The 24,948-nt window shown below is 72.4% G+C and carries 22 protein-coding genes and 1 tRNA gene; 15 read left to right on the forward strand and 8 right to left on the reverse strand.

Annotation, left to right across the window (positions count from 1 at the left end; genetic code table 11):
• Window positions 1-58: 58 nt before the first annotated feature.
• The 3 genes from WMF45_RS09715 to WMF45_RS09725 all read left to right on the forward strand — a co-directional run bounded on the left by WMF45_RS09715 (window position 59) and on the right by WMF45_RS09725 (window position 2,655).
• Window positions 59-400: an FmdB family zinc ribbon protein gene (locus WMF45_RS09715; RefSeq protein ID WP_437716644.1), complete on the forward strand. Its 342-nt coding sequence runs from the start codon at window positions 59-61 to the stop codon at window positions 398-400.
• Window positions 401-523: 123 nt separating this feature from the next.
• Window positions 524-1,618 (forward strand): bifunctional chorismate mutase/prephenate dehydratase, encoded by a 1,095-nt coding sequence (locus WMF45_RS09720; protein WP_437551260.1) that lies wholly within the window; start codon window positions 524-526, stop codon window positions 1,616-1,618.
• Entirely contained in the window at window positions 1,618-2,655 is a 1,038-nt protein-coding gene (locus WMF45_RS09725) for a hypothetical protein (protein WP_437716645.1), read from the forward strand. The genes WMF45_RS09720 and WMF45_RS09725 overlap by 1 nt, the downstream gene beginning before the upstream one ends.
• A gap of 1 nt (window position 2,656) precedes the next feature.
• On the opposite strand, the gene WMF45_RS09730 is transcribed toward WMF45_RS09725, so the two are convergent.
• Window positions 2,657-5,380: an ATP-dependent RNA helicase gene (locus WMF45_RS09730; RefSeq protein WP_437716646.1), complete on the reverse strand. Its 2,724-nt coding sequence runs from the start codon at window positions 5,378-5,380 to the stop codon at window positions 2,657-2,659.
• Window positions 5,381-5,469: 89 nt separating this feature from the next.
• Between WMF45_RS09730 and WMF45_RS09735 the strand changes: the two genes are divergently transcribed.
• On the forward strand, window positions 5,470-7,074 hold the full coding sequence (locus WMF45_RS09735) for an amidase family protein (RefSeq protein ID WP_437716647.1): 1,605 nt from the start codon (window positions 5,470-5,472) through the stop codon (window positions 7,072-7,074).
• 149 nt (window positions 7,075-7,223) lie between these two features.
• Here WMF45_RS09735 and WMF45_RS09740 read toward each other — a convergent pair.
• From WMF45_RS09740 to rpsU, 3 genes are all read right to left on the reverse strand, one after another.
• A tRNA-Pro gene (locus WMF45_RS09740) sits at window positions 7,224-7,298 on the reverse strand.
• 220 nt (window positions 7,299-7,518) lie between these two features.
• Window positions 7,519-8,622 carry a glycosyltransferase gene (locus tag WMF45_RS09745; RefSeq protein ID WP_437716648.1) on the reverse strand — a complete coding sequence of 368 codons (1,104 nt, stop codon included), beginning with the start codon at window positions 8,620-8,622 and terminating at the stop codon, window positions 7,519-7,521.
• Window positions 8,623-8,823: 201 nt separating this feature from the next.
• Window positions 8,824-9,048 carry a 30S ribosomal protein S21 gene (gene rpsU, locus WMF45_RS09750; RefSeq protein ID WP_012234386.1) on the reverse strand — a complete coding sequence of 75 codons (225 nt, stop codon included), beginning with the start codon at window positions 9,046-9,048 and terminating at the stop codon, window positions 8,824-8,826.
• Window positions 9,049-9,366: 318 nt separating this feature from the next.
• On the opposite strand from rpsU, the gene WMF45_RS09755 reads away from it, so the two are divergent.
• From WMF45_RS09755 to rpiA, 7 genes are all read left to right on the forward strand, one after another.
• Window positions 9,367-10,017, forward strand: coding sequence for a Fur family transcriptional regulator (locus tag WMF45_RS09755; protein ID WP_437716649.1), 651 nt, complete (start codon window positions 9,367-9,369; stop codon window positions 10,015-10,017).
• 87 nt (window positions 10,018-10,104) lie between these two features.
• Window positions 10,105-10,533, forward strand: coding sequence for a rubrerythrin family protein (locus WMF45_RS09760; protein ID WP_012234388.1), 429 nt, complete (start codon window positions 10,105-10,107; stop codon window positions 10,531-10,533).
• 169 nt (window positions 10,534-10,702) lie between these two features.
• Window positions 10,703-12,061 (forward strand): heterodisulfide reductase-related iron-sulfur binding cluster, encoded by a 1,359-nt coding sequence (locus WMF45_RS09765; protein ID WP_437716650.1) that lies wholly within the window; start codon window positions 10,703-10,705, stop codon window positions 12,059-12,061.
• Between the two features lie 33 nt (window positions 12,062-12,094).
• Window positions 12,095-12,670, forward strand: a complete 576-nt coding sequence (locus WMF45_RS09770; RefSeq protein ID WP_437716651.1) for a DUF3501 family protein — start codon at window positions 12,095-12,097, stop codon at window positions 12,668-12,670.
• A gap of 5 nt (window positions 12,671-12,675) precedes the next feature.
• The gene (locus WMF45_RS09775) at window positions 12,676-13,119 is read left to right on the forward strand and encodes an acyl-CoA thioesterase (protein WP_437716652.1); all 444 of its coding nucleotides are present in this window, start codon (window positions 12,676-12,678) and stop codon (window positions 13,117-13,119) included.
• Window positions 13,116-13,763, forward strand: coding sequence for a phospholipase D family protein (locus tag WMF45_RS09780; RefSeq protein WP_437716653.1), 648 nt, complete (start codon window positions 13,116-13,118; stop codon window positions 13,761-13,763). The genes WMF45_RS09775 and WMF45_RS09780 overlap by 4 nt, the downstream gene beginning before the upstream one ends.
• Before the next feature lie 26 nt (window positions 13,764-13,789).
• Window positions 13,790-14,488: a ribose-5-phosphate isomerase RpiA gene (gene rpiA / locus WMF45_RS09785; protein ID WP_437716654.1), complete on the forward strand. Its 699-nt coding sequence runs from the start codon at window positions 13,790-13,792 to the stop codon at window positions 14,486-14,488.
• A gap of 116 nt (window positions 14,489-14,604) precedes the next feature.
• Here rpiA and argH read toward each other — a convergent pair whose 3' ends face one another.
• The gene (argH, locus tag WMF45_RS09790) at window positions 14,605-15,897 is read right to left on the reverse strand and encodes an argininosuccinate lyase (protein ID WP_437716655.1); all 1,293 of its coding nucleotides are present in this window, start codon (window positions 15,895-15,897) and stop codon (window positions 14,605-14,607) included.
• Entirely contained in the window at window positions 15,898-16,863 is a 966-nt protein-coding gene (locus WMF45_RS09795; RefSeq protein WP_437716656.1) for a hypothetical protein, read from the reverse strand.
• Between the two features lie 172 nt (window positions 16,864-17,035).
• Here WMF45_RS09795 and fni point away from each other — a divergent pair, with 172 nt between their 5' ends.
• The 3 genes from fni to WMF45_RS09810 all read left to right on the forward strand — a co-directional run bounded on the left by fni (window position 17,036) and on the right by WMF45_RS09810 (window position 19,575).
• A complete protein-coding gene (gene fni / locus WMF45_RS09800; RefSeq protein ID WP_437716657.1) occupies window positions 17,036-18,124 on the forward strand; it encodes a type 2 isopentenyl-diphosphate Delta-isomerase in 1,089 nt (362 codons plus the stop codon).
• Between the two features lie 225 nt (window positions 18,125-18,349).
• Window positions 18,350-19,195 carry a GAF domain-containing protein gene (locus WMF45_RS09805; protein ID WP_012234397.1) on the forward strand — a complete coding sequence of 282 codons (846 nt, stop codon included), beginning with the start codon at window positions 18,350-18,352 and terminating at the stop codon, window positions 19,193-19,195.
• A gap of 2 nt (window positions 19,196-19,197) precedes the next feature.
• Complete coding sequence (locus WMF45_RS09810; RefSeq protein WP_012234398.1) at window positions 19,198-19,575, forward strand: response regulator; 378 nt, start codon at window positions 19,198-19,200, stop codon at window positions 19,573-19,575.
• Between the two features lie 147 nt (window positions 19,576-19,722).
• On the opposite strand, the gene WMF45_RS09815 is transcribed toward WMF45_RS09810, so the two are convergent.
• Together WMF45_RS09815 and WMF45_RS09820 are read right to left on the reverse strand one after the other, a co-directional pair.
• The gene (locus tag WMF45_RS09815; RefSeq protein ID WP_437716658.1) at window positions 19,723-20,655 is read right to left on the reverse strand and encodes a diguanylate cyclase; all 933 of its coding nucleotides are present in this window, start codon (window positions 20,653-20,655) and stop codon (window positions 19,723-19,725) included.
• A 174-nt stretch (window positions 20,656-20,829) separates the two neighbouring features.
• Window positions 20,830-21,579, reverse strand: coding sequence for a metallophosphoesterase family protein (locus WMF45_RS09820; RefSeq protein WP_437716659.1), 750 nt, complete (start codon window positions 21,577-21,579; stop codon window positions 20,830-20,832).
• 125 nt (window positions 21,580-21,704) lie between these two features.
• Here WMF45_RS09820 and glnE point away from each other — a divergent pair, with 125 nt between their 5' ends.
• Window positions 21,705-24,947: a bifunctional [glutamate--ammonia ligase]-adenylyl-L-tyrosine phosphorylase/[glutamate--ammonia-ligase] adenylyltransferase gene (gene glnE / locus WMF45_RS09825; RefSeq protein ID WP_437716660.1), complete on the forward strand. Its 3,243-nt coding sequence runs from the start codon at window positions 21,705-21,707 to the stop codon at window positions 24,945-24,947.
• Window position 24,948: the final 1 nt, after the last annotated feature.

The raw sequence follows: 24,948 nt of genomic DNA on the forward strand, positions 1-24,948 counted from the left end.
CTTGACAGGTGGCTAACGTGGCCATACTCCTCGGGTTGTTCCGAGGAGTAGAAACGTCATGCCCACTTACGAGTACGCCTGCACATCTTGCGCGCATGAATGGGAGGCCGAGCAGTCCATCAAGGAGGCCGCGCTCTCGGAGTGCCCGTCGTGCCTCAACGCGACAGCCCGGCGGCAGATCTCGCGCGGCACGGGCTTCATCCTCAAGGGCAGTGGCTGGTACTCCGACCTCTACGCCTCGGGGTCGAACAAGCCGCCCGCGAAGTCGGAGGGCGGGTCGGGCAGCTCCTCAGGGTCGGAAGGCGCGAGCTCGGACTCCGGGTCGAGCAGCGCCTCGTCGGCGAGCGGCAGCACCAAGAGCGACTCCAGCGCGTCGTCCGCCTCCTCCGCGGCGGCCTGACGCCAACTCGGCGAGCAGCGACGGGGGGATGGCCAGCGCGGCGCAGCGCGCAGTGGCGCCGTCGTGGTGCGCCGGCAGCGCTGCGTGCCCACCGGCGCCGGGCGTGGTGCTAGGGTGCCCTGGATGGATGAGAGAAAGCGACTTGAGGAGCTCCGCCGGCAGCTCACGGAGCTGGATCAAGAAATCCTTCGCAGCATCGAGCGGCGGGCTCGCATCGCGCACGAGCTTGCCAAGCTGAGGACGGGCACGGCCCGGTTCGCCCCCACGGCCGACGCCGCCCACATGCAGGCGCTGGAGCGCGCCGTGACGCCGCCGTTCCCGCAGCGCGCGGTGCGGCCGATCTTCGTCGCCATCGACGCGGCCTCGCGCGCGTTCGAGCTCGCGCCCCGGGTGGCGTACCTGGGGGCCGAGGGCGACTATGGCTGGACCGCGGCGCACGATCACTTCGGGATCGGAGGCGAGTTCGTCCGCGCCGACAGCCCCCTCGCCGCCATCGAAGAGGTCGCGCGCTCGCGCGCCGACTTCGCGGTGGTCCCGTACGAGTCGCTCAAGGAAGGGCCGATCTTCCCGACGATCCAGGCGATCGGCGGCGCCGATCTCAAGGTGGTCGGCGAGCGCCAGCTGGTGCAGGCGCTCGACCTCGTGAACCGGACGGGCAGCCTCGCCGACGTCGAGCGGGTGTACTCCTCGCCCCAGGACCACGTGGCCTGCGTGAACTACCTCGAGCTCCAGCACCCGCGCGCGCTGGTGCTCGACGTGCGGGGCCCACAGGCCGCCTGGGATCTCGCGGCGGAGAACGAGGGCAGCGCCGCCATCGTCCCCCGCGGCTTCGCCGGCGGGCAGGAGCTCAGGGTCGCCCGCGAGAACGTCGGCGACGAGGGGGAGCTCCGGATCCGCTACGCGGTGCTGTCCCGGCTCCCGTCGCCGCGCTCGGGCCACGACGCCACGGCGGTCCTCTTCAGCGTCCACGATCGGCCCGGCGCGCTCCACGACATCCTCCAGCACTTCAAGGAGCGCAGCTGCAACCTCAGGCGGGTCAACTCTCGCCCCGTCCCCGGCGAGGGCTGGGACTACGTGTTCTACGTGGAGGTCAGCGGACACACGACCGATCGGGCGCTCGTCGCGGCGCTCGAGGGCGTGAAGCGCGAGACGAAGATGCTGAAGATCATCGGCTCCTTCCCGCTGGAGCGCCCCGACCCGCCGCACGAGCGAGCTTGATGACGAGCGCGATGGTGCGGACGCTGTTCCATTCCCGAGGCGCTGCCGTCCTGCGCCGCGCGGCGGGCGCGATCGCGATCGCGGCGCTCGCCCTCCAGGCCCTTGGCGGCTGCGGCGGCGCCGACGACAGCCTCGCGCTGGTCGGCGGAGAGAAGATCGACGCGACGGCGATTGACCGCGACCCCCTGGCCGTCCTTCCGAGCGGCGCGGTGATGCTCGGTTACCTCGACGCGGCGGCCATGTTCACCTCCGGCCTGGGAGGCGAGGTCAACCAGATCGTCACGAGCCTGCTCCCGCTGGGCCCCGAGTCGAACTTCGTCCCGTCGCGCGACATCGTGAAGGTCTACGGCGGTCTCTATGCCATGCAGGGCGCGGACTTCTGCGCCGTGATGCAGGGCAACTTCGACGTCGACGCGATCCGCCGCTCCGCCGACGCCAGGTCGGTCACCGTCATCGGCGCGCCGCTCGTGAAGACGCGCTACGCGGACAACGATCTCTTCACGGCCGGCAACGTCGGCTTCGTCGTGCTCACGCCGCACACGATCCTCACAGGCAACGAGACCGGGATGCGGCGGGCCCTCGATCGGCTCCGCTCCGGCAAGCTGACGCGCTCGGTGCCTTCGTGGATGGTCGAGCTGCTCGGGACGAAGGGCGCGTCGTTCGCCGTGGCCGGCGATCTCTCGAGCCAGGCGGCGGTCGCGTCTGCGGCGGGGCAGTTCCCCTTCCTCGCGGGGCTCCAGTACGTGCGCGTCATCGGCAACTTCCAGCCGCCCGGGGTCAACTTCGCCGGCGCCCTCACGTACACGGACCCGCAGAGCGCGGCGAACGGCGCCGTCGCGCTCCGCAACCTCGAGCAGATCGCCAGGATCGCGACCCTGCTCTCCTCGTGGGGCTTCGGCTACGGCTCGGTCCCTCCGATGCAGGTCGCGCAGCGCGAGAGCGACGTCGCGTTCACGCTGCCCCTCGGCGAGGGGATCGTGCGCATGCTCCTCCGCACGGTCGCCGACACGGTGCGGAGCGTCGCGCTCGTGCGCTGACTCAAGCCTTGCGGAGCGGCGCGCGCGAGGGCGGCGCGGCGTGGGCGGGGTCGTCCGGCCACGCGTGCTTCGGGTAGCGGCGGCGGAGCTCCTTCGCGATGGCGGGATAGTGGCGCGCCCAGAACCCCGACAGATCGGTCGTGACCTGGACGGGGCGCTGGTTCGGCGCGCACAGGTGAAGCACCACGGGGACCCGGCCACCGGCGACGCGCGGCCCCTCCGCCATGCCGAAGAAGTCCTGCAGGCGGGACGCGAGCGACGGCGGCGCGCCCGCCGTGTACTCGAGGCGCGCCCGACGGCCGCCGGGCAGGACGATCGACTCGGGGGCGAGCTCGGCGAGCGCTCGCGCCTTCGCGGGGCCCAGCGAGGCCTGCACGGCGCTCGAGAGGTCGGCGTCGCGGAGCTCGGCGAAGCTCCGGCGCCCGTCGCAGAGCGCCTCGAGCGTGGCGATCACCGCGTCCTCGTCCACGTCGGGTAACGCGGCGTCGGGGCAGTGCGCGCGCACGAACGCGACCCGCAAGAGCCAGCTCTCGAGGGCGTCGCCCTTCACGAACGCCCGCCACCCCTTCGCCTTCGCCTGCGCCGCGAGCTCCCGCGCCGCCGCTTCCGACAGCGGACCGCCAGCGCCCGCGGCCGGCCGCGCCTCGTCGAGCACGAGGGCGTCGTAGGACAGCCGGCGCACGACCTCGACGCGCTCCGCGGCGGCGTTCCACGTCGCCTCCGTCGTGTCCCGGATCGCGTCCGTGAAGAGATCGAGCAGCCAGTCGGCCTCGATCGCGCTCGCCGCCCGGACGACCGTGCGCGCCGAGCGCCCCTCGCTGCGCTCCTCGATGTCGACCGCGACCACGAGATCGACCTCGTCGATGACGCTCGCCTCGGAGAGCGCGGCCGTCCCGCCGGCGGCGAGCACGACCTCCCGTCCGGTCCGACCCGTCGCGCTGGTCGGCCGGCGGAGGCGCCCGACCCGGTCGGGGTATCCGGAGAGGATCGCGATGCGCTGGGCGATCTCGCGCGCCTCGACGGTCCCCGGCGGCGCGGCGCTCCGGTGATCGGCGAGCCGCGAGAGCTGCTTGCGCGTCCGCTCCACGGTGAGCGCGCGCGCCGGGTCCACGCCCAGCCACCGCAGGCGGTCCGCCGCGAACCGCGCGCGATCCGCCTCCTCGAAGGCCTGGAGCGCGGCGAGCAGGTCGGAGCTGTGCCGCGCGTCGCTCCTCCGACCATGGGGCTCCCGCGCCCCCGACGGCGCGCCGAGGTCGCGCTCCGCGACGAGCGCCGCGAGCGTGCACCCGTCGCCGGCGACGCCGCGCCGCTCGGCCTCGACGATCATCCGCGCCTGGCGCGGGTGCGCCGGGAAGCGCAGCATCCGCCGTCCGGTCGGCGTCACGCGCCGCCCCTCGTCGAGCGCGCCGAGCCGCACGAGCAGCGCCTCGGCCGCGGCGAGCCCGGTGGAGGGCGGCGCCTCCAGCCACCCGAACCCCTCGAGATCCGTGACCCCCGCGGCGCAGAGCTCGAGCACCGTCTCCGCGAGGTCGAGCCGGCGGATCTCGGGCGCCTCGTGCTCCGGCCGCGAGGCGAGATCCCCGCGCGTGTAGAGCCGGAGGCAGCGGCCGGGCCGCGTCCGCCCGGCGCGCCCCGCGCGCTGCGCCGCGGAGGCGCGGGCGATGGGCGCGACGCGGAGCGTCGGCAACCCCGACCACGGCGCGTGCGCGGCCACGCGCGCGAGGCCGCTGTCGACGACCGCGACGACGCCGTCGATGGTCACGGAGGTCTCGGCCACGTTGGTCGAGAGGATGATCTTTCGCCGATCCGCGGGGCGCACCGCGCGATCCTGCTCCGCCGCGGACAGCGAGCCGTGGAGCGGCAGGAGCAGCAGGTCCTCGCTCTTCGCGATGGGTGCGCACGCTTCCATCGCCCGCCTGATCTCCGCGGAGCCGGGCAGGAACACCAGCACGTCACCGTCGAGCCCCTCCTCGATGAGCTGCCGCACCGACGACGCGACAAGGCTCTCGAGCGTCCTGTCGCCCCAGTGCGCCGGGGCGCGGCGGTCGCCCGCGGCGTGGGTCGCCGCGCTCACCCGGGCGCTCGGCAGGTACTCGATCGCGACGTCGAACATCCGCCCCTCGGCGCGCAGGGTCGGCGCCACGGAGGCTCCCGCCGCTGCGGTGTCGTGGCCGCGCTCGGCCTCGGCCGCCGGGGCGGGCTGCGCCTCCGGCTCGCCGAGGAACGCCGCGATCGGCCCGGCGTCGAGCGTCGCGGACATCACCACGAGGCGGAGATCGGGCCGCGCGCCGCGCTGCAGGCGCCGGAGCAGCGCGAGCGCGACGTCGCCGGCGAGGTGCCGCTCGTGGAACTCGTCGAGCACCACGGCGCTCACGCCCCGGAGCTCGCGATCGACGAGGAGCCGCCGCGTCAGCACGCCCTCGGTCACGAAGCGGACGCGCGTGGCCGGGCTGGACGCCTCCTCGAAGCGCATCGTGTAGCCCACGGTCTCGCCCACGCGCTCGCCGAGCTCTTCGGCCACGCGCCGCGCGGAGAGGCGCGCCGCGAGCCGCCGCGGCTCGAGCACCAGGATCTCGCCGCGCTCCGCGAAGCCCGCGTCGAGCAGCGCGCGTGGTACGCGCGTCGTCTTGCCCGCCCCGGGCGGGGCCTCGAGCACCGCGCTCGGGCGCGCGCCCAGGGTGGCGCAGAGATCGGGGAGGATCGGATCGATCGGCAGCGGCTGCATGGCTTCGGCGCTCTCCGCGCGATGGGCGCGCGGCAGCGGAGCCTAGCAATCCTTGGCGCGCGCGGACCTGTGATACTCGTCGAATTGCCGTGAGCGCATCGACCGATCCGACCCATCTTTCAGCGACCGCGCTCGCCGCGCTCCTGGCCGCGCGCGAGATCAGCTCCGAGGAGCTCACGCGGGCGCACCTGGCGCGCATCGAGGCGCTCGAGCCGCGGCTCCGCGCCTTCACCCAGGTGCTCCGCGACGAGGCGCTCGCGGCCGCCCGCGGCCTCGACGAGGAGCGCCGTCGCGGGGACGTCCGCGGCCCGCTCCACGGGCTCCCGATCACCGTGAAGGAGTCGCTCGACATGGCCGGCATGGCCTCCACGCTCGGCGTCGCTTCCCGCAGGGGGCATCGGGCGACCAGCGACGCGACGGTGACCGCGCTGCTCCGACGCGCGGGGGCCGTGATCCTCGGGCGCACGAACGTGTCGCAGCTGCTCCTGTACAACGAGGCGCGCAACCCGCTCTTCGGGCAAACGGCGAACCCGTGGAGCCTCGATCACAGCCCGGGCGGCTCGTCCGGCGGCGAGGCGGCCGCCATCGCGGCGGGGATGTCGCCGCTCGGGATCGGCACGGACATCGGCGGCAGCATCCGCGTCCCCGCGCACTGCTGCGGCATCGTCGGCCTCAAGCCCACGCTCGATCGCTGGACCAACAAGGGGAGCAACACGGCGCTCCTCGGGCAGGAGGCGATCCGCGCGCAGATCGGGCCGATGGCCAGGAGCGCCCGCGACGTCGCGCTCGTCATGTCCGAGCTCGATCCCACGTCGATGGCGGAGCTCGACGTGCGCGTGCCGCCGCTCCCGATGGTCGAGCCGGCGAGCGTCGAGGTGGCGCGCCTGCGCGTCGGGTTCTACTGCGACGACGGGCTGGTGCCTCCCTCGACCTCCGTCGCCCGCGCCGTCGCGAAGGCGGCGTCGGCCCTGCGCGCGCGGGGCGCGACGGTCGTGCCGTTCACGCCGCCCGGGATCCCCGACGCGGTCTACGCGTATTTCGCGGCGCTCTCGGCGGACGGCGGCGCGACGGCGCTTTCGCTCCTCGACGCCGGCGAGGACGGCAGCGAGGGGACGGACATCGACGTCTCGCTCCGCTCGCTCCGCACGATGGCCTCGCTCCCGCCGCTCGCGCGCCGCGCCGCCGCGCGCGTCGCTGGTCTCGCGGGCGAGCGGCGGCTCCAGCGTCTCCTCGAGGTCACCGGGCCGAAGTCGGTCTCGGAGTTCTGGCGCACCACGCACGCCCTGCGCGAGGCGCGCGCCGCGATCGCGTCGGCGATGCGCGCCGAAGCGCTCGACCTGCTGCTCTGCCCGCCGTACGCCACGCCGGCCCTGCCGCACGCCGCGTCGCGCGACTTCGTCCTCGCGGGCAGCGCCGCGATGCTGTGGAACCTCACGCAGTTCCCGGCCGGCGTCGTCCCCGTGACCCGCGTGCGGCCCGAGGAGGCGCGCCGCGAGCGGCCGCGCGACCGGCTGGAGAAGCGGGCCGCCGAGGTCGATGCGAAGAGCGTAGGGCTGCCCGTCGGGGTGCAGGTGGTCGGCTTCCCCTTCACCGAACACGTGGTGATGGCCGCCATGATCGCCATCGAGGACGAGCTCGCCGGCGAGGCCGATCGGCCGGTCACGCCTGTCTCACCGCCCTCGCTCGCCGGATGACGCGGCGGACGCCGGGAGCCGGCTGACCAGGACGACACCGAAACTCGATGACACCGCCGCGCGGTCGCTGTCCGGCGCGTCCACAGTCGACAAAAGCTGAAGCCCTACAAAGCCGAAAGGTCCGCCGGAGAACCTCTCCGCCGGACCAGTCGGGGCGAGTGGATTCGAACCACCGACCCCTTGACCCCCAGTCAAGTGCGCTAACCAGGCTGCGCTACGCCCCGAGCCACTCCGCCGCCACGTTTCGGTGCGGAGCGAGGGCGCACCGTAGTCGAAGCCTTGGGAATTGCAAGGACATCGCATCGAGGATCGCAGACTCGCTCCAGACGGGGCGTTTGGCGCTGGATGCAGCCGGGCGCGGGGCGCGGATCCTCCGACGAAAACGCCGGGGCGCTCGGCGCGACGTCGCCGCGACGTCGCGGGCGCGCGATCCGAGCGGCGCAATCAGATGCCGCGGAGCGCGGCAGCGAGGCCCTGCGCCGTGCTGTCCGCGACGAGGATCCCGTCGTCGCGCCTGGCCCATGCGACCACGTCGCCCGCGTCGCAGGCGATGACCGGCACGCCGAGCGCGCGCGCCTCGCGGATCACCGTGGGGGCGGCCTCGTGCGATGAAGGGTGCAGCAGCACGTCTGCTGCGCCGATCCATGCGAGCGCTTCCCTCCGCGGGAGCGTGCCCGTGAAGCGCACCGCCGCGCTGCCCTCGCTCGTCGCCGTGATGCCTGCGCCGCGCGAGCTCCCTGCATCGAGGTCGCCGCGGCTCGCGAGGCGCTCGAGCGCGCCGCGCTCTGGACCGTCTCCGACGACGACGAGGCGCAACCCGGGTCCCGCGGCGCGCACCGCCTCGATCGCGAGCTCGACCCGCTTCGTCGGGATCAGCCGGCACGCGACGACGGCGAGGCGCTCGCCGGGGCCTTTCACGATCTCGCGACGGAGCGCGGCAGCGCGCCCGGCCACCGGGGGCAGATCGAACACGGGGGGCTCGACGCGCGAGGCGAGGTCCAGCGCGCGAGCCTGCTCCGGAGCGAGCGAGCCTGCGAGCGCGTCGCGCAGCGCGCGCGCCGCGAAGACGATGCGCGCGTCGCGCCGGAGGAGCGCGCTCACCACCGCGGCGCGAGCCGCGCGCGGCGCGCGGAGCAGGAGCCGGACGTCGGCGCCGTGCGCGTGCACCTCGAGCGGCGTGCGCGGAAGCGCGAGCAGGAGCGGCCACGCGCACGGGATGATCCAGTGCGCCACCGCGCGATCGACCGGCCCGATCTCACGGAGCCGCTCGAGCACGCCGGCCGCGAACGGGGCCACGGAGAGCAGCCGGAGCGGCGACTCGCGCGCGCGCGCCACGGCGCCGGGCCACGCGAACAGCGCGCCCCCGCCTGCCCGATGGACGACGAGCCGGCCGTCCTGCGAAGGTGGATCGAGGATCGAGCCCCCGGCGGCGATCACGTGGACCTCGGCGCCGCTGCGCGCGAGCGCCTCCGCCGACGACCGCACGAAATGGCCGGAGGGATCCTCGTCGCTGACCGGATAGGACGTCGTGACCACCACGGCGCGCATCGGGACCTCCCCAAGCTGGACGCGGCGCGGGCACCGCCTCCGCGTCGCTCACGCGCGCAGCCGCGGTTGCATCACGCTGCCGGGGTAACTGCTGGACGAACAAAATGACAAGACGCAGAGCACGCCGCGGACGCTCGAATCAAGCGTCCGTGTGCGTCTTCTGCGTCTTGGCCGGCTGCTCTTGCGCGAGGGGTGGTCGCTCTAGGCGACCATGTCCATCTTCGACCGCTTCCGGCGACGACGAGCGGCCTCCGAGGCCTTCTTCCGTCGCTTCACGGACGGCTTCATGTAGTGCCGACGGCGCTTCAGCTCGCGGAGGATCCCCTCGGCGGCCATCTTCCTCTTGAGATGTTTGATGGCGCGCTCGATACCCTTGTCGCCCACGGCGACCTCGAGCGGTTTGCACTGAATGGCGTCTGTCGGCATGTCTCGAAGCGTCCTCTGCTGGGAAAAAACTGGCCCACTCGGCGGGCGAAATGCAAGCCGGCGGGGGCCGGCAGCGCGGGGCGCGCACTATGGCAGAGGCCTTCTAGCCTCGCAAGACCTCCCGGTCGTCGCGCAGCACGACGTCACGGCGCGCCGTCCGGGCTGTTTCGGCTGTTCCGTCTGTTCCGCCTGTTCCGCCTGACTCGTCTTGCTCGTCAGGTTTCGCCGGAATTTGCAATTTGCCCCGGATTTCTCTGGCTGTCCGTCGATAATTATTAGGTCTTGCACCTGAGAAACGTTCTAAGTACACATCTCGCTGTGGCCACCTCGCGGACAGGTGCTGCAAAGGGGGCCGCGTCCCGCGATGTCCGGGGGCGCGCGGTCGGCTTCGAGCGCGGCGTGGTCGAGGGGGATACCCGGATCGCCTCCATGCTGGCGTGCGTGCGAGCGTCGGGGCTCAAGCTGACGCCGCAGCGCCTGGCGATCGTGCGCGAGCTCGCGGCGGATCCGACACATCCGACGGCGCAGGAGCTGTTCGAGCGGCTCCGGCCGGCGCTGCCGACGATGAGCTTCGCCACCGTCTACAACACGCTCGACGCGCTGGCGTCCGCGAGGCTGTGCGTCGCGCTGTCGCTGTCGCCGGGCGCATCGCGCTTCGACCCGAACATGGCGGCGCATCATCACGCGGTCTGCGATCGCTGCGGGCTCGTCCGCGATGTGCCGTCCGAGCCGGTAGGCCCATCCGCCGAGCGCTCGGGCGAGATCGCCCCCGCGCCTCTCACTGCCGCGCCCGGCTTCGAGGTCCGCGCCGTCGAGCGGATCTACCGAGGGCTCTGCGCTGCCTGCGCGAAGGGCACCCGGGGTGGCGAAGGCGCGCGCGGCAAGGCGCGAGACGCCGGGCGAAGCGCGGCGAACAGTCGACTCCGCCCTGCAGGGGCTCGAGGGGCGCGGCGCCCTGGACGTGTCTAGCGGATCCACCGCGCCGCCGAGCCGACCTGCGCGGGCACCAGGGACTCATCAGCCCAGCCGTTCAACCGAAGGAAGGAGAGCGAACCCATGACAACCAAGCAGCTTACGGGCACGAAGACGCACCAGAACCTGAAGGACGCGTTCGCCGGGGAGTCGCAGGCCAACCGCCGCTACCTGTACTTCGCAAAGGTCGCCGACGTCGAAGGTCGCCCCGATGTCGCCGGTCTCTTCAAGGACACGGCGGACGGCGAGACCGGCCACGCGCACGGCCACCTCGATTACCTCAAGCAGGCGGGCGACCCGGCGACCGGCTTGCCGATCGGCAGCACGGAGAAGAACCTGAAGGCCGCCGTCGCAGGCGAGACCCACGAGTACGAGACGATGTACCCGGGCTTCGCGAAGGAGGCCCGCGACGAGGGCTTCGAGGACATCGCGGAGTGGTTCGAGACGCTCGCGAAGGCCGAGAAGTCTCACGCCGGGCGCTTCACGAAGGCGCTGCAGTCGCTCGACTTCTGAGATCGACCGACGCGAGAGCGCGAGCGCTCCGGGGCGCGCCGAACCGAAGGCGACTCGACCCGGGGCGCGCGCGCCATCGCGGCACCGAGGGCCGTCCGGCGCCGGGCCGCGCGGCGAGCCGTCCTTTCGCGCCGTACCCCACGTTGACGATGTTGAGAGGAGCCGACCAGTGAGCGTCATCCGGCGTGCACCAGACCGTCCACCCGCGACATCGCCGAACGACGAGCGATATCTCGAGCCCCGCGATCTCGAGGCCGAGCTGCGGCGGACGTTCCAGATCTGTCACGAGTGCCGCATGTGCGTCGGGTATTGCGGCTCGTTCCCCGAGCTCTTCGCGCGCGTCGACAGGGACATCGAGGCCGGCGTCGCCGAAGGCGCCGAGGCCCTCACCTACGATGACTTCAAGGCCGTCGGCGACGAGTGCTGGCAGTGCAAGCTCTGCTACATCAAGTGCCCGTACACGGCCGACGAGCACGCCTACGAGCTCCTCGATTTCCCGCGCGTGCTCGCGCGAGAGCGCGCGGTGCGCGCCCAGCGGGAGGGCATCCCGCTGGTGGACAGGATCCTCGGCGAGCCGCAGCTGATCGGCGAGCTGGGCTCCGGCGCCGTCGCGCCGCTCGCCAACCTCGTGCAGGCCAGCCGCCTGCTGCGCAAGGTGCAGGAGAAGGTGACCGGGATCTCGTCGGAGTTCCCGCTCCCGGAGATGGCGCGCAGGCCGTTCTCGTCCTGGTTCGCGGAGCACGGCGCCGCGGCCGGCGCCGGCAAGCAAGGCGACGTGGTGCTCTTCGCGACCTGCTACGGCGAGTACAACACGCCCGCGGTCCCCGAGGCGGCGGTCCGCGTCCTCGAGCACAACGGTTACGCGGTGCACGTCCCGGGCTGCTCCTCGGGGGTGGATCTGCGAGACATTCCGGGGGGAGCGCTGACGTGCTGCGGGATGCCGAACCTCGACGGCGGCGATCTCGCGGCCTTCACCGCGAAGGTGAAGCACAACGTCGCGCTCCTGCTGCCGCACGTTCGCCGTGGGAGGAAGATCGTCGTGATCGGCCCGACGTGCGGCTACACGATGAAGAAGGAGTGGCCGGAGTACCTGCAGACGGCGGAGGCGCGCGAGGTCGCGGCCGCGACGGTCGACATGATGGAGTTCCTCGTCCAGCTCGGCCGCGAGAAGAAGCTCAACCGCGAGTTCAAGAAGGGGCTCGGAACGATCGCGTACCACGCCGCGTGCCACCTGCGCGCGCAGAAGATCGGCTTCCCGGGCGCCAGGGTGCTCGGCGTCGTCCCCGACACGGACGTGCGCGTCATCGAGCAGTGCTCGGCGGTCGACGGCACCTGGGGGATGAAGGCGGCCCACTACGAGACCGGGCGCAAGTACGCGTCGAAGCTCGTGCGCGGCGTCGCCGGCGCGGACGTCATCGTCAGCGACTGCACCCTCGCGGGGCTCAGGATGGTCAAGGAGAACGGCGCGAAGGTGCTGCACCCGGTCGAGGCGCTCGCCCACGCCTACGGGCTCGGCCCGACGCCCTGAATCTCGGTCCGACGTCGTCAAGAGAGGAGCGTCATGCGTCCCATCGATCGCAACGAGGTGCTCGGGATCGGCGAATACGAGGCGATCCGCGAGCGATTCCGCGGCCGCATCATCGAGGAGAAGCGGCCCCGCCGCGTGCGGATCGGAGACCACCTGACCGCGGTGTTCGAGAACCGCGACTCGGTGCTCTTCCAGATCCAGGAGATGCTCCGCACCGAGCGCATCACGAGCGAGAGCGGCATCCTCCACGAGATCGAGACGTACAACGATCTCATCCCGGGCGCGGGGCAGCTCAGCCTGACGCTCTTCGTCGAGATCCCCGATCGAGCGCTGCGCGATCGGATGCTCATCGATCTGGTGGGCCTCGAGGACACCGTGTCGATCGAGGTCGACGGCGTCGCCGCGCGGGCGCTCGGCAAGCGCGAAGGATCGATGGAAGACCGCACGACGGCCGTGCATTACCTCAAGGCGGATCTCCCGGCCGAGGCGCAGGCCGCGATCAAGGCGAAGAAGGCGACGGTATCGCTCGTCGTCGGGCACCCGCGCTACGCGGTGAGGGCGCCGCTCGGGAGAGCGACCCTCGAGAAGCTCGCCGAGGACCTGTCCTAGCCGCGATGGTCTCCCTCGATCGCCCGATCAAGTTCGAAGACGTCGACGCCGCGAACATCGTCTTCTTCGCGCGCTTCCTCAACTACGCGCACGAGGCGATGGAGCGGTTCTTCGCGCCGCTCGACGGAGGCTACGCCGGGCTCATCCTCGAGCGGCGGATCGGGCTGCCGGCGGTACGGGTCGAGGCCGACTACGCGGCGCCGGTGCGTTACGGCCAGGCGCTCCGGATCGAGACGTTGGTCGTCCGTATCGGCCGGCGGAGCGCCACGCTCCGGTACCGCATGCACCGCGCGCACGACGGCGTGCTGTCGGCGGAGCTACGGCACACGGTGGTGACCACCGACCTCGTGCAGCTGGTGTCGGTCCCGATGCCGGACGACGTCCGGGCCCTGCTCAGCGCTCACCTCGAGCCCGAGCAGGCGCCCTCCAGCGCCGGTCAACCGGCGTGAGCGCTCGGCCGGCGCGCCCGCGGGCGGGGGCACGCGCCAAGACCGAGCCCGAGGCGAAGGCGCGATCGCTGCTGAAGCGGCGCGTCGAGCTGACGCTCCTCCGCGACAGGGCGCATTACGACACGCTGTTGATGGGCGCCGTGGCGAACGCGCGCGTCTCCGTGTGGATCGCGACGGCGAACGTGAAGGAGCTGCGCGTGGAGGCGCCCATCGGTTCGAGGGCGCGGGCGCGCGGCCGGTACATGTCGTTCCTCGACCTGCTCGACGCGCTCGCCGCCCGGGGGGTCGAGCTGCGCCTGCTGCACGCCGGCGTCCCGTCGCGCGCCTTCCGCGCCGAGCTGCGCCGGCGGCCCCGGCCGCCGATCGAGATGCGGCGCTGCCCGCGGGTCCACCTGAAGATGATCGCCGTCGACGGCGCGCTCCTCTACCTCGGGTCCGCGAACCTCACCGGCGCCGGGCTCGGGGCGAAGGGCGAGGGGCGGCGGAACTTCGAGGCGGGTGTGCTCACCGACGACGACCTCCTGCTCGACGAGATGCAGGCGACGTTCGAGGCGATCTGGACCGGCGCCGAGTGCAAGGGCTGCAGGCTCCGGCCGCTCTGCCCGGGGCCGCTCGACCAGCTCGACAAAATCCCGTTGCGCTGACGGTCCCGATGGCCGATGAGCAGCGCATGAGCACCGCGGGACCGGACCCCTCCGACCTCGATCGAATCGCCAACGCCGCGCTCGCGCGCGTGGACAGCGGGATGCTGCTCGGGCTCGGCACCGGGCGGGCGTCCGAGGCCTTCATCCGCCGCCTCGGGGAGCGCGTCCGCCGAGGGCTCCAGATCAAGGGCGTCGCCACGTCGGAGCGGTCGGAGGCGCTTGCTCGCCGCGAGAACATCCCGATGGTGTCGCTCGAGGAGGTCGAGCGCCTCGACGTCGCCGTCGACGGCGCGGACGAGGTGGCGCCCGACCTTGGCCTCATCAAGGGCCTCGGCGGCGCGCTCCTCCGCGAGCGCGTGGTCGCCTACGAGGCCGCGCAGTTCATCATCCTCGTCACGCCAGAGAAGCTCGTCGAGAAGCTCGGCTCGCGCGTGCCCATCCCCATCGAGGTGGTGCCCTTCGCGATCACGACGGCCACGCGGCACCTGACCGCGCTCGGGGGCAAGCCGGCGATCCGCAAGAACGCGGACGGTTACCCCTTCCAGACCGACAACCACAACTGGATCCTCGACACCGCGTTCGGCCCGATGGACGCGCCCGCGGCGGTCGACGCGCGCATCCGCAAGATCCCCGGCGTCGTCGACACGGGGCTGTTCCTCGACATAGCGACCCTCGTGCTGGTGGCGGACCCGGGCGCCGTCCGCGAGCTGACGCGGCAGCGTTAGCTCCGCGTGTCACGGATCCCGTCGGGGATCGCTGACACGCGAGGCCAGGGAACACGGCCTTCGGGCGGGCGGCGCCAGCGCGCGCCCGCTCATGGCTGGACCTATGACGGGCGGAGCTAGCGCGCGTGGCGATCGAGCCTGCGGGCCAGGTCGTCCAGCGCGAGGTTGCCCGGAGCCCCGAGCGACACGCGCGCGCGGAGGCTCGCCGCCGCGTCGCCGGCCGGCAGCGCCGCGATCTCGGCCGCGACCTTGCGGTAAGCCTCGCGGAAGGGGACGCCCTCCACGGCGAGCTCGACGGCGCGATCCGTGGCGAAGCACTCGGGCGTGATCGCGCGGGCCATGCGCTCCCGGTCGAACGCGAGCCCCTCGACGAGCCGCGGCAAGAGGCGCGACGTCGCGAGCGCCTCGTCGAGCCCGCGCATCGTGGGGCCCTTCGTGAGCTGGAGATCGCGGTGGTAGCCCGACGGGAGCGCCACGATGGACTGCACCTCGGCGAGCGCCCCCTGGACGACGGAGCACGCCGCGCGCATGAGCTCGACGACGTCGGGGTTGCGCTTCTGGGGCATGATCGACGAGCCGGTCGTGAACGCCTCCGGGAGTCGGATGAACGCGAGCTCGCTCATCGCGAACAGGCTGAGATCCCACGCGAGCCGGCGGCTCACGGCCATCACTTGCCACGCGGCGGCGAGGATCTGCGCCTCGATGATGCCGCGCGACGTCTGGGACGCGAGCGGGTTCAGCGCCACGCCGGCGAACCCGAGCTCGCGCGCGACGCCGACGCGATCGAGCGGGAGGTTCACGCCGAAGCCCGCGGCGCCCCCGAGCGGGCAGCGATCGACGAGCGCCCGCGTCGCGCGCACCACGTCGAGCGCGTCGGTGAGCCCCTCGACGAACGAGGCGGCCCAGTAGCCGACGGACGACGGCACCGCCCGCTGCAGGTGCGTGTAGCCGGGCATCGGCGTGTCCGCCTCGCGCCTTGCGAGATCGAGCAGCGCGCGGGCGCCGGCCGTCGCGTTCTCGGCGAGCTCGTCCAGCGCGTCGCGCTCGTACAGGCGCGTGGCGACGAGCACCTGATCGTTGCGGCTCCGGCCGGTGTGCACCTTCTTGCCCGCATCGCCGATGCGGGCGACCAGCGCGGCCTCGATCGCGCTGTGGCCGTCCTCGTCGTCCTCGGTGAGCCGCAGCTCGCCGGCCTCGTTCTGCGCCGAGAGCACCTCGAGCTCGCGGACGAGCGCGTCCCGCTCCGCCTCGCTGAGCACGCCGATCCGCGCGAGCCCGCGGACGTGCGCGATCGTGGCCCGCAGGTCGTACGCGAGCAGACGCTGATCGAGCTGCCAGTCGTCGCGCGAGGTGTAACGCAGCATCTGGGCGTCGGTCGCGCCCCCTTTGTCCCACAGTCGTACGCTCATTCAGCTCCCCAGGCTCTCGTCCACGAGAGCACGGATCTCGGCAAGCTTCTTGGCCTTGCCCTCGTCCAGCGGTCGCGGCTTCGCCGCGCCGGCCACGGGCGCGAGCTCTCGCTCGAGCTCGCGCAGCTCGTCGTCCGCCGTCCGCGCCGGCCGGCGCTTGCCGAGGCCGAGCGCGCGGGCCAGCCAGCTCCTCGACTCGCCGATCGCGTAGTCGTCCGCGGCGATCCGGTCCGGCGCGGCGCGCAGCATGCGGACGAGCGCGGCGTTGGAGCTCGCCCAGACGGCGGACTCATCGAAGTGGGCGCGCGGCGTCACGTCGAGGTGCCGCGCGGCGGTCCGCTCGGGCACGTCGTGCAGCCGGCAGTAGACGGCGAGCGCGAGCGCGAGCTCGTCGACCGGCATCTTGGTCGCCGAGTGCACCTGCACGCCGCCGCAGCCCTTCGCGTACAGGTAGGAGCCGTTCGTCGCGAGGACGCCGAAGCCGAGCAGCACGGCGGCGAGATCCACCGCGGGCTCGCGGTCCGACGGCGCGAGCGCGTCGAAGGCGCCCGCCTCGCTCAGGAACATGTACGCCACGGCGCGCACGAACGCCGTCGTGAGCACCGTGGGGTTGCGGAGCTCGCCCGCGGAGAGCGCGACCCGGTACCCGCCGTCGCCGCGCGGGGCGACGCGCTCCAGCTTCGACTCCAGCGCCATCCCGCCGCATGCGCCGCTCGAGCAGCTCACCGTGCTGGCCTGCCCCTCGGGGGTGACCACAGCGAGCTCCACCGGGACATCCTGGAGCCCGGCGTGCTCCTGGACCCGCAGCATCAGGGCGGCCACCGTCTTCGGCGAGCCGTCGAACGCGTCCGGGAAGAACTCGGCCGTCGGCTGCACCAGCCCGCGCACCGGCTCCGCGCCGTGCTGGAGGAGCGTCGCGGTCGTACGAAGGATCCAGCGGATCTGCGGTTCGTCCGGGAGGTCCATACAGCTACTGTATGCCACCGCTGCGCGGCGGTCGCGCGGTAGTTCCCAGGTAGCGGCAGCGGAAGGCGGGCCGGGCGGCAGCGCCTGGCTCGGGGACGTGAATTTTGGCGATTTTTTGTCCATGCCACTTCCTTTTCGACGGCGGTCGGCGACCGCGTAAAGTTGTGCCCCCATGACGGAAGAGGCGAAGGGCATCTCCGAGAGGAAAGCGGATCACATCGAGCTCTGCGCGACCGGCGATGTCGGGTTCCGCGCCAAGACCACGCTGCTGGAGCAGGTCGAGCTGATCCACGACGCGTTGCCGGAGCTCTCCCTCGACGCGATCGACACCTCGGTGCTGCTGCTCGGGAAGCGGCTCCGCGTCCCGCTCCTGATCGCGGCGATGACCGGCGGGACGGAGCGCGCGCGTGCGATCAACCGGGAGCTCTCGCAGATCGCCGAGGAGCGCGGGTACGGCTTCGGGCTCGGGAGCCAGCGGGCGATGCTGAACGGCGACGCCTCCGCCTCCTACGAGGTCCGCGCGCACGCTCCGACCACCCTCCTCCTCGGGAACATCGGCGTTGTGCAGGCGCGATCGCTGTCGACGGAGGCGGTCGCCGAGCTCGTGGCCCAGGTCGGCGCCGACGCGCTCTGCGTCCACATGAACCCCGCGATGGAGCTGGTCCAGCCGGGCGGCGACCGGGACTTCGCCGGCGCGCTGGATGCGATGGGCCGGCTCGCGAGCGGCCTCAGCGTGCCGGTCGTCGCGAAGGAGACCGGCTGCGGGATCGGCCCGGGGACCGCGTACCGCCTGGTCCGGGCGGGCGTCCGCGACCTGGACGTCTCCGGCGCTGGAGGCACCTCCTGGGTCGCCGTCGAAGCGGCCCGCGCCGAGGGGGCCGCCCGCTCCCTCGGTGAGGCGCTGCGGGAGTGGGGCGTGCCCACGGCCGCCTCGGTGCTCATCGCCCGCGCTATCCGTCCTCGCTTCAAGACGATCATCGCGACCGGAGGCATCACGAGCGGCCTTGACGTCGCTCGAGCGCTCGCGCTCGGCGCGCATGCGGCCGGGATCGCGCGCCCGGTCCTCCAGGCGTTCGTGTCGGGGGGACGGGACGCAGCGGTGCGGTACCTCGAGAGCGTCGAGGCCGAGCTCCGGGCGGTCATGCTGCTCGTCGGCGCGCGCGACGTCGCGTCGCTCCAGAAGGCACCCGTGCTGCTCGGACGGGAGCTGCGCAGGTGGACCCGGTTGCTGAAGCAGATGAAGCAGATGGAGAGGGCGTAGTCGTGGCGGTCGGGACAACGGGGGTAGGGGGGCAGAGACGGCGGGGTCCGGTCCCCGGGGTAGGGCCGGCGGGGCCGAACCGACGTTGTCGGCGGGGACGGCAAGGCGCCCAGCGGTCGCTGTCCTTGGCGGGGGCGCCGGGCACGCCTCTGGCCCGCGCTCGACGCTTCCGTCCGGTCAGCCCCGCATGATACGGTCCGAAGCTCTGGAGAACCCCGGGATAAAATGACGGAGAAAAAAGGGCGTCCGAGCGATCGTCCCCCCGAGGACCTGAAGAAGGAGCGCGATGCCTTCATTCAGCAGTTCTTCCGCAAGGGGGCGCAGCTGACCGAGGAGCTCCTCCGCGAGAACGAGCGCCTTCGTGACAAGATCTCCGAGCTCGAGTCGGAGAACGGCAAGCTCCGCGCGCACCTCGCGAGCGACTCGGCCATCCGCGATCTGCTCCGCAAGATCGAGGAGCTCGAGCAGGAGAAACGCGACCTGGTGACGCAGTCGGTGCGGATGGTGGCGGCCTCGGACCGCTTCAACAGCCGCTACTCGGAGGCGGAGGGAGAGCTCGCGAACCTCGCGAACCTGTACGTCGCGCTGTCGCAGCTGCACGCGGCGCGCAACGTGCGCCATGTCCTCCGCAACCTGAAGGAGCTCCTGGCGCAGTTCCTCGGGGCGGGCGCCTTCTCCGTGTACCTGGCGTCCCCCGATGGTAAAGAGCTCGTCTCGATCGCGAGCGAAGGCGTCGCGGTCGAGGAGATTGCGCGCATGCCGGTGACCGAAGGCGTCGTCGGCCAGGCATTCTCGAAGGGGGAAATCTTCTTCGACGAGACCAAGGACGTCTCCAAGGGGAGCATCGAGGATCCCGCTGCAGTGATCCCGCTCGATTTCAACGGGCGCACCGTGGGTGTCATCGCGATCTTCAGCACGCTCCCGCAGAAGACGGAGTTCGTGAACGTGGACACCGAGCTCTTCAAGCTCCTCGGGGCCCAGGCCGCCCCCGCCCTCATCAACGCGCGGCTCTTCACCGACGCCGGCCGGAAGGTGCCTGGCGTCCAGGCATTCCTGGACCTGGAGGACTGATCATGGCCGAGTACTCGTGTCTGATCGTTGAAGACTCGCCCATGATGCGGCAGCTCTTGGTCTTCGCGCTGGCGCGCGTGAAGAACCTCCGCGTCACCGAGGCAGACGATGGCGTCGACGGTCTCCGCAAGCTCGCCTCGACCAAGTACGACGTGATCATCACCGACATCAACATGCCGATCATGGACGGGCTCAAGCTCGTCAAGCGCGTGCGCACGGATCCGGTCCACAAGGACACCCCGATCATCATCATCACCACCGAGGGGTCTCAGGAGGATCGTCAGCGCGCGTTGCAACTCGGCGCGAACGCGTACATCACGAAGCCGATCCAGGCTCCGCAGGTCATCGCCAAGGTCAAGGAACTCCTCAAGATCGACTGAGGCGCGGCGACTGCCAGCGGCCGCGCCCCACCGCCCGCGTTCTGCGGGCGCACGGTTCCATGCGCCGGTCGCTTGGGCGGCGCGGAGCGGCGGCCTGCGGTGGCTGCGGCCGTGCGGGTCGGCGCTCCGATGAACCTGCGCCCTGCTCTACGGCTTCTGGCCGAACTTCAGGAGCACGCGGTTGCGGCCGGTGCGCTTGGCCTCGTAGAGCGCCTCATCGGCCGCCGCGATGAGCTCCATGCCGGTCTGCACCGCGAGCTCGGGGTGCGCCGCGACACCGACGCTGATCGTCGTCGGCATGCGAACGCCCTCGTGCTCGAAGACCGACCCCTCGATGAGGAGGCGCAGCCGCTCGCCGAGGATGCCCGCGTTCTCGAGCCCCACGCCGCGGCACAGGATGCCGAACTCTTCACCGCCGTAGCGCGCGAACACGTCCTCGGTCCGCACCGTGTGGCTCGCGATCTTGGCGATCCTCGCAAGCACGTAGTCGCCGGCGAGGTGCCCGAAGGTGTCGTTGATCCTCTTGAAATGATCGACGTCGAACATGAGCAGCGACAGCTGCGCGCCGTGCCGCCGCGCATAGGAGACCTCGGTCTCGAGCCGATCCAGAAAATACTTCTTGTTGAAGGCCTTCGTGAGGGCGTCGCGCAGCGCGGCGTCGTACATCTGCTGCTGAAACGACTCATCCAGGTGGTCGTGGTAGGTGAACTTGAGGATGGTCGTCGAGCCCAGGCGGATCTTGTCGCCGTCGTGCAGGGCGACGCGCGTGATGTGCTCGCCGTTCACCATCGTCCCGTTCGAGCTGTTGAGATCCTCGATCAGCACCTGGCTGTCCATCTGGAGGAGGCGCGCGTGGCGCCGCGAGATGCCGTCGTCGTTCAGCCGGATGGTCGCCCCGGATGCCCGGCCGATCACGATCTCGGCGCCCTCGACCCGGTACATCTCGCCGACGTTCGAGCCAGCGAGCACGATGAGGTAGGCGCGGTCCTTCGGCGAGCGCGCCGGGAGCTCCTTGTGGAGTTCCCCAACGTTGGCCACCCGCGTGGCCTCGAAGTCATCGTCGGGGAGGTAGCTGCCCATGCTCCCTGAGGATGATCCTAAATCCTTGAAATAGGTTCAAGCGGGAGGACATGGCACAGGCGATGTTCCCTGTCGGGTAGGGTGCGTGACGGAGCGTCGCGCGTTTCGCGCGGCTCGAGCGTCTCCCACCCCTCGCGCGCGCTCCCGACGGAGCGCTCCCGCGCACCTGCGCGCTCACGCAGCCCTGCCGAGCGGCACCACGAGCTGCTCGACCCAGAGCTCGCCCGCCCGGAGCTCGACGAACGTCGCGTCGGCGTGCCCCGCGCCATACCCGGAGACGGCACCGCTCCGCACAAGCTCGCCAAGCTCGCCAAGCTCGCCAGGAGCGCGCGCACCGACGCGCACGTGATCGACGGTGCCCCGCATCGAGCACGGGGCTTCGCCCACCGAGCCGACGTTGATGATGCGCACGCCGCCCACCATCCGATCGAACGGGACGTGGGAGCCACCACAGATCACGACGTCCGCCGGATCGTCGCCGAGCAGGGAGAGCACCTCCTCATCCGTCATATCGTGAGAGATCGGCTCGAGCGGATCCGCCGGGGAGCCGTGGACCAGGACGAGCTCGCCGCCGTCCTCGAGCGGCAGGCGGTACGTGGGGGCGAGCCGCGCCAGCCGCGCAAGGATCAGCTCGCCGAGCTCGGTGCGCGTCTGGGACAGGCGATCGAGCCGCGCTCGCTCGTGCTCGCTCCGCGCCCTGACCTTGTCGAGGTCCAGCGTCGCCAGGGCGCGATCCGATACGCCCTGTACGCAAACCGCCTTGGCCTGGGTGAGCCGGCGCCACGTCTCGAGCGGCTTTGGTCCGGGAAAGCAGAGATCTCCGGCGACCAGGAGCTGGGTATACCCTCGGCGCTCGGCCGTGGCCAGGACCGCCGCGAGCGCGTCGGCGTGGCCGTGAATATCCGAGACGCAGAGCAATCGCACCCGGCGAGCATAGGATCTGAGAGCGACGCCGCCAAGGCGCGAGGTGGGGCCCGGTCGCGATAAACCGGCGGTCGGGCCCTGCGGAACCGCCGTTCACGCCCCCACGGTCTTGCTAGCCTCCCGCCATGCAACAGGTCTCGAGGCTCCTGGAGATCGCGAGCGCGATCGATGAGCAACGCGTGAAGGACCGCGCGGAGCGGCTGTCGTCTCGGCTTCGTCCCGGGACGATGGCCTTCGCCATCGCGGCGCTCCTGACGGCCGCCTACCCCGCGATCGGCGCGATCATCGAGGCAAATCCGGACATCGTGGAGCGGCTCGCGGCGGAAGGCCACCAGACGGCGCGCGATCGCGCCACGTACCTGGCGCGGATCCGGAGCCGCGTCGGCGACGTCTCGGACACGGACCGCGTCCGGCGGGAGCTCCGGCGCATCGCGCGCGAGGAGCGGATCCGCGTCGCGCTGCGCGAGCTGCTCCCTCCGTCGGCGGGCGGCGCGGACATCGACGTCACCGCGCGCGAGCTCACCGCGCTCGCCGAGGCCACGATCGAGGTCGCGCTCGCCGAGGCCGTGTCCGCCGTGACCGCGCGGTTCGGAGAGCCGCGCACCGCGACGGGCGCGCGCTCGAAGTTCGTCGTGCTCGGGATGGGGAAGCTCGGCGGCGACGAGCTCAACGCGGGCTCCGACGTGGATCTGATCTACCTCTACGACACGGACGACGGGCACGTCGGCCTGCCCGGCGACCGCGCCGTCTCGGTCACCCTGCACGACTTCTGGGCCCGCGTCGCCCGCCGCCTCACGTCGACGCTCGAGGAGGTCACGGAGGACGGCTTCGTCTGGCGCGTGGATCTCCGGCTCCGCCCCGAGGGCCGGAGCGGTCCGCTCGTCAACTCCCTGGCCGCCGCGGAGCGCTACTACGAGTCGTTCGGCCGCCTCTGGGAGCGCGCCGCGCTGCTCCGCGCCCGCGAGATCGCCGGTGATCTCGACTTTGGCGCCGAGGCGCTCGGGGTGCTCGGCCCGTTCGTGTGGCGGCGCCAGGTCGATCCGCAGCTCGCCGTCGACATGATCGAGCTCGTCGATCGCGCTCGCGCGGAGCTCCCGCACGACGCGTCGCGCGACCTGAAGCTCGGCCCGGGCGGGATCCGGGAGGCGGAGTTCTTCGTGCAAGCCCTGCAGCTCATCTGGGGCGGACGCGAGCCCCGCGCGCGCGCGCAGGGCATGCTCGACGGCCTGCGCCGCCTGCGCGCCCTGGGGTACGTGACCGACCGGGAGGGGCGGGAGCTCGTGGAGGGCTACCTCGCGCTCCGGCGCGCGGAGCACGCCGTGCAGTCCGCGACCGGCGTGCAGACGCACCTCCTCCCCGACAGCGAGGCGGAGATCACGCGCCTCGCGCGGGCGCTGCGCTTCGAGGACGCCGCGGCGTTCCTGGCCGACACCGCGCAGCGCCGGGGGCGTATCAAGGCCCGGCTCCTGTCGCTCCTGCCGAAGGGGAGCGCCCGGCCGTCGCGGTGGATCGAGGCGATGGCCGCGCTCGACCACGGCGATCGCGACGCGTTCGCCGAGGCGCTGGCGAAGCACGCCGTGCTCGTCCTCGGCGGCGAGCCGGCGGCCGCCGCCGGCGGCGCCGCGCCCGAGCTCGCCGCGCCGCCGGAGCCGCACGCCTCGCTGACGGCGCGCTTCCGCGACGTGGCCGACGATCTCTTCGAGCTGTCCCGCCACCCGGACGGCCTGCTCGGGGCGCGCAGCCGCGAGGCGTCCTCGTCCCTCGCGGAGACGCTGCTCGCCGCGGTCGTCGACGCCGCCGATCCGGAGCAGGCCGCGCGCTTCCTCCGGCTGTGCTTCTCCCGCATCAGGCACTCCTCCGTCTACGCGCGCATGCTCGGCGACGATCCGCGCGCGCTCCGCAGGCTCGTCGAGGCGCTCGGGTCGAGCGCGTTCATCGGCGACGCCATGGTGAGGTACCCCGAGCTCGTCGACGCCGTCCTGTTCGCGCGCGGCGCGCCGAGCGCCGAGCTGATCCGGCACACGATCGAGGCCAGCCTCAGCGAGGCGTCGCCGGACGAGGATCCGGAGGAGGCGCTCATCGGGGCGCTCCGGCGCGCCAAGGCGCGCGTCACCATCGAGGTCGGCCTCGCCGACCTGAGCGGCGAGGTCGGCACGCGCGAGGCGACGCTCGCGCTCTCGGATCTGGCCGACGCGTCGCTCGAGGCCGCGACGCGCTTCGCGCTCGGGACGCCGCCGGGCGAGCCCGTGCGAGGGCTCGCCGTGATCGCGATGGGCAAGCTCGGCGGCCGCGAGATCGGCTACGGCTCGGATCTGGACGTCTTCTTCCTGTTCGACCCGGCGTGCGCGCCGCCCGGCGAGCAGGGGGCCGCGTCCGATCCCGCCACCTACTACGCGCGGCGCGCGCGGCAGATCATCCGGCTCATCTCCATGTCGCACGCGGCGGGCCCAGGCTACGAGCTCGACACGCGCCTGCGCCCGTCGGGCAGCCAGGGGCTGCTCGTCACGTCCATCGACTCGTTCGCTCGCTACCACGGCATCCGCCGCGCCGACGCGGCCTCCTCGGCGCCCGCGGAGCCGGAGTCGTCGCCCGGCGCGCGGCACATGCGCGCGGCGATCTGGGAGCGGCTCGCGCTCATCCGGGCGCGCGCGTCGGCCGGCGATCCCGAGCTCGGGGCGGAGGCGATCGCCATCGTGCACGAGGCCGCGTACCTCCAGGCGGACGACTTCGATCGGATCGCCGAGGAGATCCACCGGCTCCGGCTGCGCATGGAGCACGAGCTCTCGCACGAGCGCCGCGGCCGCCGCGACTTCAAGCTCGGGCGGGGCGGCCTCGCGGACATCGAGTTCGCGGTGCAGCTCCTGCAGATCCGGCACGGCGCCGATCCGCGCGTCAGGACCACCGAGACGCTCGCCGCGATCGACGCGCTCGCCGCGGCCGGACACCTGTCCGCCGAGCACGCCGAGACGTTCCGGGACGGCCACGCGTTCCTGCGCAAGCTGGAGCAGCGGATCCGCATCGTGCACGCGGACGCGTCGCAGCTCCTCGAGGAGGACGCGCCCGGGGTCCCGACCCTCGCGCGTCGGACGGGCATCCGGGGCCGCACCGCGGCCGAGGCCGCGCGCGAGCTGCTCGCGCGCTACGGCGCGATCACCGAGCGCGTACGCCGGGCGTACGAGGCCATCGTCGCGGGCGGCGCGGCGTCTCTCGGTGAGGCGAGCGAGGCGCGAGAGGCGAACACGGCGAGCGCGGGGAAACACGGGGGACCGGCGGGACCGGCGGGACCGGGGGAACCGGACGAACCGGACGAACCGGACGAACCGGACGAACCGGACGAACCGGACGAACCGGACGAAGACGAGCGCTGAC

It is taken from the genome of Sorangium sp. So ce448 (assembly GCF_051520915.1).
GTDB classification, from domain to species: Bacteria; Myxococcota_A; Polyangia; order Polyangiales; family Polyangiaceae; genus Sorangium; species Sorangium cellulosum_B.